Annotated in this window: 7 protein-coding genes and 1 pseudogene; 2 read left to right on the top strand and 6 right to left on the bottom strand. The window is 44.1% G+C overall.

The annotated features are described in order from the left end of the window. Positions 1-1,293 precede the first annotated feature (1,293 nt). A complete protein-coding gene (locus EDI28_RS23435) occupies positions 1,294-3,264 on the top strand; it encodes a hypothetical protein (protein ID WP_128786304.1) in 1,971 nt (656 codons plus the stop codon). 113 nt (positions 3,265-3,377) lie between these two features. Here EDI28_RS23435 and EDI28_RS23430 read toward each other — a convergent pair whose 3' ends face one another. The 5 genes and pseudogenes from EDI28_RS23430 to EDI28_RS23410 form a co-directional block, all read right to left on the bottom strand. Then, positions 3,378-3,656 carry a ParB family protein gene (locus EDI28_RS23430; protein ID WP_267900017.1) on the bottom strand — a complete coding sequence of 93 codons (279 nt, stop codon included), beginning with the start codon at positions 3,654-3,656 and terminating at the stop codon, positions 3,378-3,380. 412 nt (positions 3,657-4,068) lie between these two features. Continuing rightward, positions 4,069-6,279 (bottom strand): TIM-barrel domain-containing protein, encoded by a 2,211-nt coding sequence (locus tag EDI28_RS23425; protein ID WP_128786302.1) that lies wholly within the window; start codon positions 6,277-6,279, stop codon positions 4,069-4,071. A 619-nt stretch (positions 6,280-6,898) separates the two neighbouring features. Beyond that, on the bottom strand, positions 6,899-8,677 hold the full coding sequence (locus EDI28_RS23420) for a glycoside hydrolase family 36 protein (RefSeq protein ID WP_128786301.1): 1,779 nt from the start codon (positions 8,675-8,677) through the stop codon (positions 6,899-6,901). 124 nt (positions 8,678-8,801) lie between these two features. Continuing rightward, positions 8,802-9,188 (bottom strand): annotated as a pseudogene (locus EDI28_RS23415) (integrase core domain-containing protein); the annotation flags it as partial. Beyond that, the gene (locus EDI28_RS23410; protein WP_128786299.1) at positions 9,179-9,520 is read right to left on the bottom strand and encodes a hypothetical protein; all 342 of its coding nucleotides are present in this window, start codon (positions 9,518-9,520) and stop codon (positions 9,179-9,181) included. The gene EDI28_RS23410 and the pseudogene EDI28_RS23415, both read right to left, overlap by 10 nt. Positions 9,521-9,901: 381 nt before the next feature. On the opposite strand from EDI28_RS23410, the gene EDI28_RS23405 reads away from it, so the two are divergent. Continuing rightward, positions 9,902-11,389, top strand: a complete 1,488-nt coding sequence (locus EDI28_RS23405; RefSeq protein WP_128786298.1) for a TniQ family protein — start codon at positions 9,902-9,904, stop codon at positions 11,387-11,389. Between the two features lie 346 nt (positions 11,390-11,735). On the opposite strand, the gene EDI28_RS23400 is transcribed toward EDI28_RS23405, so the two are convergent. Next, positions 11,736-13,370, bottom strand: a complete 1,635-nt coding sequence (locus tag EDI28_RS23400) for an FGGY-family carbohydrate kinase (protein ID WP_128786297.1) — start codon at positions 13,368-13,370, stop codon at positions 11,736-11,738. Positions 13,371-13,377 lie beyond the last annotated feature (7 nt).

Below are 13,377 nucleotides of genomic sequence, written 5' to 3'. Positions count from 1 at the left end.
CAGGCTGTAGTGGATTAGAAAAATTGGCTACATAGTTAGAGCTCTCGGCATGAGGAAAAGTAAGTCAAATTGCAGGATTTGAAACTGAGTTCAGTCCCTCCCTGGCTCACTTTGGGGCACTTCTGAGTTACGATGTGCCAATTGTGAAGTTTCTGGACAAAATCGTGCCAGTGATGAGGCTGGCACGAAACGGGATGAAGCTGCGCCAAATTTTAGCTGTTAGAGCCATAACCGTTTGTATGGAGTCTTTTTGTTAAAATTAAAAGCTTATTGCTTACTCACTTTCACGTCTGCCTCCAGTGATAGAGTGAGTTGCGTTTAGGCTCGGAATTTTCTGTTTTTTGTTAATTTAGATTGGGCGAATGAGCTAGACAACTTTGTTGCTTGAGAGCATTGACTGCTAACGCGGTCTGAATAGACCTATAACGTTGTGATAATGGACTCTATTAGGCCCTAGAATAAACCACAGAGCGAATAACTTACGCAGTGTTTCGCCTATAGCGAGAAGGATAAAGGAAATTAGGTGATTGAAGTATAATAAAGAGAGCTTAGGTTAGTGGGCCTACCGAGGCCAAAAAGCTTGCCCCCAGTGCCAACGCTACATCAGCGACTGAAGCAACCACATATTTTGCGTACATTTTTGCTTTCCCCATATTGCTACCCTCCTTGCCCGGATTTTGGCCAGGCTCCAATGTTGTTAGTACACGATTCTTCACATAAGAACAAACGATCAACAAAGTAACGGCAGCTGAGGACAAGACAAGATGGGCAGGATTTGAACCCACACCACTAACCACTAACCTAAGCACTCGAAATCAAGATAAATATAACACGACAAACAAGATTTACAATGGGATAGCAATGATATCTATTGGTAATTAGTACAGATATGGCCACTACACCTACCTCTTATCGCTTCACCATACCACTACATAGAGCTATAAAAAGTAGCTCCCAGCTCAGAATTCACTGCGCTGCTTAGTACATCCTTCCGTTCACCTCTTTGACCAAAAATTCCCTCAACTCTGTGATTTAGTTCACATCACACTGCACAGAATAATCCATGCTTATGAGTTAATAGGCATAGTGAAAATGATACTCGCAATAAGTCGACTCAAGCTTGGGTAAAGTCAACGTTATGGCTATCACGTATGGTTCTGTCGTAAAACGAAATCACACTCTCTCTAATTGGTTAGCTCATTAAGTGGACGTGATTGCTTGTCGTGAACAGCGATTTAACGCGGCTGCATTTGGTTCAAGAAACAAAACTTTTAGCTAATATAAGGGATTAACATGAAAAAATCTGTTCTGATATGTTCCAGTCTAATCGCTGCTTTATTCGTTATCTACATCAGTTTTGAAGGCGTCACGGCACTAGTTAACAAGCTAATGCCGCCTTTAGATACATACTCGGTACGAAAGGCATCAGTAGACAATAACTTGCAAAAATTAAAGGACAATCGGTTTAGTCCAGAACTTTGGGTTTCCATTTCAAAAGATGACTTTGTGGCAATTGCTGATGAAAGCATTCAAAAATCAAGAGCTATGGATAAGATACAGCAACTTGATATTGAAGGGCTGTCAGATATCTTTATCAAAGACTATAAACTGAAGCTCGTAGAGCAAGGTATTGAGATAAATATTGATGCTACTGTGACGATAGATGCTCTTGAACTTCCTGTTTATGCATATTTGAAAGGGCTTCTTACGGTCGATCCTGGCATCAACAAAATCGCTCTGCGGCCTTCAATTCACAGCTTACAATTGGAAGCTGTGAACAAATTTAGCGACCGTATTATTAGATTTAAAGGCGTAGATGAACCGGTTATCTCCTCTATATCGTCTGTACTAGATTTATTCATTGATAACATTAATGGCATGTTTTTGTCTGACCCTATACCAGTCCGGCTTGACCTTGATTTCTTCGAGCCTATCAAATGGTCTGAATTAGAAAATGTACCACCGAATATAACGGTCAGCGGTGACAGTTTAGACTTAAACCCGCAACGGGTAGACATGGCATTTATCATGACTCCCAAAAACTTAAATGTCATCGCGTCTACTGTGAGCAAGGGATCCGAGAACGCTCCATTGGAAGCCCAATCCGGTATAACTGTGGAAGATTTTTCTCAACGATATAATGAGTTAATTAGTCAGGCTGAGTTAACCCTCAAAGATAAATTTGGGCTCACAAAGCAACTGAGATCAAGTACTACTATTGCAGCTATCGAGAAAAGGGCTGTGTCAGGCTTGATTAACAGAAATCTCGCACATCTCGATTTGAAAATTGCAGCTAAACACATTCTCGATGTTAAAGATGGCTTTGAGGAGAAAGTCAGAATTGCTGACCGCCTAGAACTTCCTAACTGCTCTGGACTGCGTAGACCTTTTGAAGGGGATAGTTGCGACTATTCCTGCAGTTATTCTAGTATGTGCGATGGATACGATTGTGGATGGCGCCATCCTGACGAATGCATTGCAGAGGCTGCATGCAAAGCAGAAAGAGAAACAAGAAGAATCAATTGTCAACGCCGTAAAGCCCAATGTAAAGTTGATAGGGAGTCGAAAAGAGTAATTAATGACACAGAAAATGAGATACGCGTTGCAAAATGCAAGACAATCCGAGAAACAATACGTATCGGAGATCAAGCACTAGAGGTTGTAGAAGTTAAAGGGCATTACAAGATAGAAAACAGTCAAATTGTGGCAAATCTTAGAAGCTTAGCTGTATCAGATGCATTAACAAAAGCAACTATACATGGTGCGATTCAAGTATCAGTCGATAGCAACCTTGACGTAGATGTAAATCCCGAGGGCCTAGGGCATATCGCTTGCGTGTTCAACTTCAACCAAGAACTAGATACTCATGCGGAATATAACAACCCGAGCCAACTTGTAGTTGGTGACATGTCGTTTGTGAATAGCGCAAATAAGTTAAAGCTGGTGATTACGACTAGAGAGTTGGAGCTTCAGGACATAGAGCTGAGTCCTGCTCCTTATAAACAACTGGTAACTGACCCAAAATTTGCGCTTAACTGCAGCTTCCTAACTATGGCCATGCCTGTTTTAGCTGGCGCTGATCTGTTGAACAAGGAGTTAATCACAAAAGGCGACCCAAATAACGAGCTTCAAACTATGTTTGGGCGGGCAAATTACACAGTCGAAAGTGAGGAGTTATCAATATCTATTAAACCGATAGAGTTAGGTATGGATCGCTCTCTTTCACCTAGTGTTGGCGAGAAAGCTATATACTTTACTCTATAGTGAGCAAGGCTAGTACCTGTAGATAACTATTAAACCAAATATGTACCTATCAAAAAGGGAGCCCAAAGGCTCCCTTGATTACTAATAACTTATTTTGTTGATAGTAGGAAAATTCAGGTATTGTGCTTCCCAATCACCCGAGCCAATTCATTCAGCATCGCTTTAGGCAAACGACCAGACTCATACGAGAAATTCCGTCCCTTCACCCGTTTGCGGACATAAACGCCTTTGGTCTCAAAGTCTGCGATAGGGGTGTCCATAGCCTTGTCGCTATCCTTCTTCGCCGCGGCAATTTTCAGCTCGCATTTCACAGCGTTGATCAGGGCATCCTTTTGCTCATCGTAGCTCTGTTCAGGCTGAACATTGACAGAGGCAACGCTGATTTTCTTGATGAAAGCCGTCAGGCCTTTGCTGTCTATCTAACACTCATGTCCCGAGTCATTAGGTATAGTAAGTCAATACGCGATGAACAACATACGAGTCATACGAGTCATACGAGTCATACGAGTGAGTCTTTACTCTAACTAGAAAAGGGGCAAAAGCACGTTGGCAACCTAATCCCGGATTGTGTGAACCTAATCCCGGATTGCATAAAAATTCACTCCGTGTCAGCCGATGAAAAACACTAGTTTTGCACGGTACTGGAAGCATCAATCCGTAGGTATGGAAGATCAAGTGATCCCTACTCTTTGGGGAAAAGTAAATAAAACCACTATGTTCATCGCCCACAACTTTTGGCCACGGGCGTCACTCTAAATCGCTAAAAATCAGGAAATACATATACTTGAGTCAACAGTTATAAAGTCAGTCTATTGATATATGGTGTACAACCGCTTGCTCGAACTGATCGACAATAGTCAATTTGAGCTGTTGATACGGCAGATCTCCCTCTGCTTTGACGTCAAGTTGGATCTCTTTCTCTGCATCATAAAAGACCTTGATTTTCAGGCTTGCCTGCTTACCTTGCTGCCAGTTATGAGTAACACCGTCATCATGGTATAAAAGGTATTCAGCACTGCTGTGCAAATAGACAAGACACTCCAATGAGCTGAGATCTTGCGCTTCAACATGATGGGCAGAATCAACCAAAGGCAATACTGAATCCGGACGAAGAAAGACTGCCATATCGGCCAGTTCCAGAGGCAGATGATGATGGCCTTGCGACATGATCTTTAGGTCAAATTCGTCATGCTGCCTAACCTTCCACAGCAACATGTTTTCCGGCAGATAAACATAGCGGCCGGAGGCATTTGATTCGAGCACCGGTGCGCACATTAAAGAACGTCCGACCAGCAGCTGATCTTCGACATTTTGCGCAGCCGGATCAGCGTATTCCAGCGGCAACGGCCAAAACAGGCTCTCGTTATTTTGAGCTGCCAGCATAAACTCCGAGTAGAGGTAAGGGATCAACCGGTATCGCAGCTTAATATGCTGCCGCATGATATTCAGCGCACGCTCATCAAAGGCATAAGGCTCCTGGTTCCGTGTCCCCATGCAGGCATGGTTACGCAACAAGGGGGTAAAGACCGCAAATTGTATCCAGCGACACAGGAGTTCACTCGTTGCATTACCGGCAAACCCTCCAACGTCAGCCCCAGAATAGAGATAGCCGCACATGTTTACCCCCGGCATCATGGTGACATTGAGCTTTAAGTGTTCCCACCAGCTATGGTTGTCCCCCAGCCAGATCCCTCCGTAGCGATGGCCGCCGACGGCAGAAGCACGAGAAAACATTAAAAAGCGCTTATCCCGGTCAAGCTGCTTAAATCCTTCGGCCGCGGCCTGGGTCATTTTCTGACCATACAGGTTATGAACCTGCTCATGATTGATACGGCTGCCATCTTCCAATTGGTGCCAGATCGCCTGATAGTCTTCACGACGATTCGAGAGATTATCAAACGCCCCTTTGAGTGCAAAAAATTCATGCACACCGATGTTTCTGTCTTTGCATTGTTCGGCATGTGCAATGGCCTGTTCCAGTCCTTGCGGGGAATAAAACAGCGCTGGCTCATTCATATCATTCCAGAAACCGTCAATACCCTGATCGGTAAGAAACTGATATTTCTTTCCCCACCACTGGCGTACTTCCGGCTGGAAAAAATCCGGAAAAGCGCATAACCCCGGCCACACTGCCGCCTGAAACTCTTCACCGGTTTCCGTTTTGCAGAAATAACCCTTCTCGCATCCCTCCTGGTAAACACTGTAGCTCTCTGCCACCTTTACCCCGGCATCGATGATCGGAATCAGCCGAATACCTTGCAGCCTAAGTTCAGCCACCCAGTTGGAAAAATCCGGAAAGCGATGCTGATCCAGAGTGAAGTCTTTAAACTCCTCCATATAATCAATATCGAGGTAAACCGAGTCACAGGGAATATCAAGATGGCGAAATTTTTCCACCACCTCATCAACGGCATTTTTGTCATGGTATGACCACCGACACTGCTGGTAACCAAACGCCCAGCGCGGAGGAATATAAGGCTGACCGATTAAGCTGCGAAAATCACGCACCTGCTGCCTAGCACTCGCTGCAGTAAATTCAAAGATCCGCACATTATGCGTTAGTATATGAACAGAGAGCTGATGAGTATCGAAAAAGCCGAGATCCAGTGTCATTTCGCCGGGGTAATCAATAAACAGGGCAAAATTGTTTTCACCTTTTATCATCAAAAAAGGATGGGCCCCATACAGAGATGCTTTATCCGGCAAGTGGCGAAATTCATCGCTGCACCAGGTTTTAAACAGCTGGCCACGTTTATTCAATTTGCCCATATTTTGGCCCAGCCCATAAATAGCATCACCTTCTGCCAGTGCATAACGAATATGGATACCATCATCAGCTTCGGTAATGGAAACATACTGACAGGGGGCAGACGAGCCTGCCTCTTGTTGAATACCTAAACCTGATCCTTTCTCTTGCACAAACTGAGGCTCAGCAATCACCGCTCCAGTAGAAAAAGGCTGTCCAAACACAAAGGCTGTAACCGATGCACTAAAACGTTGAATTGAGAATGTCATTTGAACCTCACTGCACTATTCATATAACAGAAGGCAGCCAATATACTGCAAGGAAAAAAGGCTTAAAAGGATGTAATTTCAATAGATTATTTATGCCGACGACATCACTTTATGTGCAGTTTGAAACGTATTCAGATCACAGAGTGCAATAATTAATCTGGTTTAAAATGGCCTGTTACACCTGGCTCTCGCTTAATCTGTCCTACGCCCGAGACAACATCATCTTCATTTGTGATATCCATTTTTAGCGGATACAACCCATTGCTTTTATAAAATAGCTAGAGATAAACAAAGAGACGTGCTTTATTTAGTCTTCCACTCTCCTAACCAGAATCCCTCTTATGTATTTTCTTTTGACTATCGACGTTGTCCACGCCGTAAAAAGGTTATTGCTTGGATGGAAGATCGACATCTCACTTATTGTCGCATCCTGATTTTTCCGTAGAAGTACGAGTCAGCAACCAAAAGGTTCTCAGCTACACTTCTTCTTGTGGAACAAATTCGATTTGAATCCATCTATTACCACAGACACAAATGACTAAGCCCTTATCGTTCGTTAGGAGTTCATCAGCTTGCTCACAACATTCACTGGGGGGATCCTGAAAAAGCCTTTGAGAAATTAAATCACACGAGGCTTAAACACAACAGCCCGGCTGGAAAGCCCTTCACTTAGCGATACCAGACATTTACCTTTATCATGCACTGCCGCTGGTTCACCTGTCCAGTAGTCAACCCATTGTCCATCCACTGAGCTTGTCAGTATCACCTCACGTGCCGCATCACCGTGGAAGTTAAACACAATATGCACCGTTTCTTTAAGTTTGGCTCCAGTGTGGATCCCTGCATTCATATCAAGATCAATGGTGGCGTGTCGGTAAGACAAGTTCTCGAACACGGCCGCCGCTTGTTGGCGATGCTGACGGGCGATCAATCTTGTCAAACTATGACGGGCAAAGTCATCTAAGTGATACAGCGGATCCCCCGACAATAACAAACCACCACATGCCAGCAAGACATCACGATGGAACTGGTAATTGTCAGCACTGGTACCCTGCCCTTCAATGGAAATGAATGTGGCGCAATCTGGGTCAATCTGCCAAAGACGTTGATGCTGCCAACTACGAAGAAACGTTTCCTTGGCGATTTGAGAAAAACGATGAGGTTGACGTTCGACATCATCAGACACGCGCATCGCATCAACTAACCCTAACGACGGCCACATCGGCGCATTACAGCCTAATAGCCACGCCTCGCCCGCGCCATCAGAAATCGCTTCCATGCCTAATCGATAGGCTTGTACCCCCGTCATCGCCACTTGATGACGTACCCCTTTCAATGTACCCCAGTAATTCGCATCCAGCTTGAACAGTTCGACACCCCATTCTTCTCGCATGGTGCGCACAACATGTGTCAGGTGTGCACACACATCTGGGTGACTGGTATCCAATATGTACCACGGGGTACAGCGCCAGCCGCCGTAAGTAATGTCTTCCGCTTTTAATAAGTCGCCCTGTGCCGTCTTAACAAACCATTCAGGGTGTTCTTTAAAGAGTTGAGACTCAGGCTGCGCAATGAAAGGGGCCATCCAAATAGCAGGCTTCTTCCCTTTGCCTTTGATGTCCTGAATCAGCGATTTAATACCGCCAACAAAACGATCAGACGGCGTTAACCAGTCTCCCATGAAGGCTTGATAACCATCATCGAGCAAGACCCATTCAAGATCCTCTAACGCCCCCTGCATCTCATCGACATTCTGCTGGATATTCGCGGCTGAAACCCCCGCATAATAGGCATACCATGAACACCAACCAATCGGTGCGGGCTGTGATACACCGGCGCGTTGCGGATGGTTCTTGATCAATAACGCACTGAATTGTTGATACAGCGCATTAATGTCGCTCCCCGTTAACACCACGAGACGTTCCAGTGCGCCTCCTTCACAGTGGCACTGCTGCAAAATATCGGTATGTTCTCCATCGATAAACGCGGTCATAGTGCCATTGAGGAATTCAAAATAACCGGCAAAACGATGACAGGATGTGAAACCCAACAACGTAAACGTATCCGCATTGCCTATAACCACATAATTGTAATAACGCTTAGGGGCATCAAGCGCATAGATACGATAACTCGCATTATTATCAGGGCATCGTCCAATATCGATGGGATGTTTGAACGTCCCTGCGGTTTGCGCCAACATCTGAAACCCATCACCGATAACTTGTGCATTGCTATCAAGCGATAACGGTATTTGTAATAAAGGAAGCTGCGCACTCACCGGTGTGAAAGGCGCTAATGATGAAAAATCTACCGAGAGCTCATTTTCCGTCAGTGAATATTGAAGCGCGGAAGATAACGGCATCGCGGGGATACCACAAGGAAAAACGACAGGCTGCATAGTATTCGCATCTTATTCACAATCAAGAACCGCAGAGTAAATCACTATTGGCTCTACAAACCGTGCAGTACACCACGATTTGTTGCACACGGTGTTTTTCAAGGTAGTTGTCGCCTAATCGTGTTTAAGCAGCTTGTTCCAACTGCTCGCTAATTTCTGGTTTCTCAGGGTTAAGCATTACCGGCCCGGCAGGTTCGCATTTCCTTATTTTTCCTGACCAACGCTCTGGGTTTCTTACCTTCGCTCGTTCGAAGACTGTCTTTCTATTTGCCAGAATTTCATTATCTTCGTTACGATGATATTGCCCTGGAGTCACGGAGCCTATTCGACTGTGACGGTGTTCTTCGTTGTACCACTCGACGAAGTTCTTAACCCAACTTCTGGCATCATCCAGATTATTGAAGCCGGATGAAGGCCACTGTGGCCTGTACTTCAACGTCCTGAACAAAGATTCCGAGAACGGATTATCATTACTGACTCGTGGCCGGCTATGGGATGGTGTTACACCCATAACAGTCGTAACCACAAATGGTAATTTGAACTGAAAATGCCACGCGTTAACTTTCCCTCTTGAAGTATTTGCATAATCAATACAAATACCATCGGGTAGAGAACTAAACCATTTGAGTCTCTAAGTGCACTTAATTGTTCAACCAAGGTGCCTGATGAAAAATGAAGTTGTGGGTTACAAAGGACACTATGAAGAATCCGGTCACCGTTTAAGCCAACAAAACCTTGAGCGTAAGGCAAAAGTACATATGTTGAACCTGATGCCTGTGGCCATACGAAACAACCATCATCTCTTTTAATCATTTCGTCCAGATTGTCAGCTCCCGATGACATACGACACCGGTCTTGAAAACTATCATTTCCGCGCCACGATACAAAAAGCCGATATAATACCTCGCCCTTTTGAGTGAGCCGTAAGATAATCCTGGCATCAGGCTTATGAAGCCTCGATTCAGGTTCTGGTGTAACTGAATACAATGAAAACTGTCCATTAAATGTTACTCAATTTGGTCACGATTTCTTATGCCACACCTATGTTGCTTGTGACGGGTTACCAGGTCTTTATCACGCGTTAATTGAATCAGCGATTCGCTGCAATAAAAATGGAAAAAAGATAACACAATCTGATATTGCAAACGCAATGGATCTCGAATTCCAACCATCTGAGAGCCTTAGCTTCAATCCTTACTCTGTATCAATACCAAGAGTTACTGCATGGCTCGAACAGATGGCATAACAATGAATAACTATAAATCACCTTTTTCACTCACTCCTGCCGAAGGAGAATCTGTACAAGGATATCTCGCTAGACTAGCCATAGAGAACTGTTGTGCTGATACTAAAGACTTGCTTAAAGTAACAAGAATTCCAGGTGAAACTAGCTCCAACTTTCAACGCACCGGCTCCTGGAAGTCCGCTGTTAAATGTTTTGAATTCCTTCAAGAATCGGGCAAACAGCAGACAACAGACCACTTTCGTCAACAAGGTGAACAATATAAATTTACACCACAAATCAGAAACATGGCACGTTGTTGCCCTCTTTGTCTTGAACAAAAGCCGATTCAACAGTTTGAATGGTTAATTACCGTCAAAACGCACTGCCAAGTACATGGAATTCCACTGATTGATACCTGTACATGCTGCGATGCTCCATTAAACTTTGATGCTATAGAACGGGGACAATGTAACTACTGTGCTTCTGGCATTCTTGACGGCAGCGAAAAAGAATCAACCTTACCTCAGTACCTTGATGGATTAATTGCTCTTAGAGGCCGGGAGCTACAGCAAGCATCCAAACAGCTACTTGATTGCGCAGGACGGTTACTACGACCTTTTGATATCTTGCCAGGTAAAAGTAAAACCCTTGAGCAAATCAATAATTCACTGCTAATCCAGATATTTACTGCGGCTTATGAGCTTATTCATTCTCCAGCTGCAAGAGAGTATTATGCAGAGGAAGTTGAACAACACCGAAACCAGGCAGTAACCTTGGGCCCGCATGTTGCTCGCTACCCTGCATATGAATTCGAGTATCCTGACATTGAGCATGAAAACTACCCAAGGGTATCTACATCGTACCTTCAGTGGAAATCAGAGGCTGCAATTCCTAACAAAGTTAAGACAGTATTGAAGGCGAAAGACCAATCATTTGATGACGATGTTACGAAATACATCGCTGATCTCTGGGCCGCCAATAAGATCTTAGGAACTAGCTGTGCCGAACTTGCTTCTTTTGTTGAAGAAGGACTTATTGAACCGATCAAACGTTCGAAAAAAATCCAGGGTATACTCGTTGATATTAGAGATTTCGCTGAGCTCGTTGAACAACAACCAGTTGTACCAACAAATACAGCATCAGTCAGCCTTGATAAATTAAGGCAATCAGAGTTTTTTGAACGCTACAGTGTTTCCCTGGGCGAACTAGTTGCGTCACCATCTATCCAAAACTACATCTCAGACAAAGGAAATGGGTTAGCTTCACTTTGCTGGAACAAAAATGAGTTGCTCCCTTGGGCTATCAACACATTCAAGAGTAAGGATATCCAAGTATCCCCAAAAACAGTTAAGTTGATACTTGGTGTGACCCAAACTGAACTAAATGACTTGGTCGATCAAGGCAAGCTAACTCGGTGTTTACCTGATAAAGGAAACCGAGAATTATTTAACACATACAAAAGTATCGAAGTACAAACCCTTCTTTAAAAAAAGCAGTCGAATGACTGCTTTTGTCTGCACACCTCCAACTTCAAAACCTTTCAGTATATTTATCTCATTAAAAGATTGATTAATAAGCAATTGTTCCCTTATTGATATTTTGATAAAACAGGCTATATTAGTACTAACATAGCCGTTAAGGCATTCTTTTCGACGTACTATTATAGAATTCCGCCTATCTATGTTTTTTTGCCAAATTTCCGCGTTATTGGCTTAATTTTTTTTCCGCGCTTCTGTTTTTTCTGCTCTAACATCTTGATTTACCAATAGCGGTTTTCCGCCTTAATGATCCCCTAGCCAGAGGCCGCAAGATAAAATACAATGAGCTCTTGTTCTAAAATTCAGACATCAATTGTTTGTATTTCACATCATCTTCATACATCTGATGGAAAACCTGATATTTCATATCGTAAAAGCGCTTGATTCTGTCTGTTTGTGGAGTCACTGTCTTTCCAATACGGCTCATTGCATTCATCGCATCAGGAATATCTGCATAGAACCCCGATGCGACCGATCCTAGCATTGCAGAGCCTAACAGTACGGCTTCACTTTCTTCAGGCAACAACATGACACAGCCAGTCGCGTTAGCATGCTCTTGAAGAAAAATGGTATTCTTTGTCCCCCCACCACAACCCATGATTGTGTCAATCTCATACCCAGATTGGTTCATCACCTCAATAATATGCCTGGTCCCCAGCGCGATCGCCTGAATTGTGGCAAGGTACGCCAGAGCCATATCGTCAATTGTCTTCGACATTTTCAACCCTGTGATCGTTCCTGTGAGATTTGGATTTGCTCGTGGTGAACGGTTACCATGAAAATAAGGCAAGACATGAATATCTTTGGTCAAAAACGCGATGTCCTCTTTGCTGCCTGCTAATTTCAGGAGATGGTCATTCAGCAACTTATAAACCGTTGAATCTTCTTGTGTTGCCTGCGCCTTTAACTGCTTATATAACGGATCTGATGTAATAACATGGTCTATTAAAGCACCTGTTGCAGACTGACCGCCTTCATTAAGCCAATAACCTGGAATCATTGCTCCATAATAAGCGCCCCATACAACATCAATGAAACGCGCAGTCTTTGAAGCCGCCATATGACAAGATGAGGTCCCGCCGATTAACGCCAAGCGCTTGTTAAAGTCTGCACTCTCACCAGTCATACCTGCAGCCCCCAGTACACCGATACCACCAGCATGGGCATCAATAATAGATGTACCGACCGGCGTGCCTCTTACTAAGCCTAAGTCATCCGCAGCATGCGCGGTAAGCCCTTGTCCTACAGGCTCTCCCATTGGCTTAATAGTATTACCTATAGACTTAGCGCCATCAGCAAGTAAATCATCTAATCCAATGCGTTCAAAGAAGTGTGCATCCCATTTCCCTTCATGACCCAAATATGTCCACTTACAGACCGTCGAGCAAAGCGAACGACTATCATCAAACGTAGCTTTCCAAGTCAAAAAGTCCGGCAAATCAAAAAAGTACCCCGCCTGTGACCATGTATTGGGCATATTTTGTTTTAGCCAAAGCAGTTTGGGGGTTTCCATCTCAGGTGAAATACGATTTCCAACATAAGCCAATACCGGGTGCTTAGTCGCATTAATACGCTCAGCTTGTGCAATGGCTCGATGATCCATCCACATGATAATATTTTGTTCGCTACGTCCGGTAGGGCTCACAGTTAACGGCTGACCCTTTTTATCCAAAACGACTAATGAGCAGGTGGCATCAAAGCCAATACCTTTCACTTGGATCGGATCAATACTTGCCTGCGATACAGCATCCTTTACCGCCATACAGACACTTTGCCAAATATCATCAGATGATTGTTCGACATAATCTGCCCGAGGTTTAAACATCTGTGTATCGCGCTTTGCTTCGCCAACTTTTCGACCTGAGGCATCGAAAACACCAGCACGGGCGCTGCCACTACCAACATCAACGCCAATAAAATAAATACTCATCTGCTCT

Source organism: Photobacterium chitinilyticum (assembly GCF_004104355.1).
GTDB classification, from domain to species: domain Bacteria; phylum Pseudomonadota; class Gammaproteobacteria; order Enterobacterales; family Vibrionaceae; genus Photobacterium; species Photobacterium chitinilyticum.
Note: the sequence above shows the minus strand (reverse complement) of the source record. Positions and strands in the feature narration are given on the sequence as shown.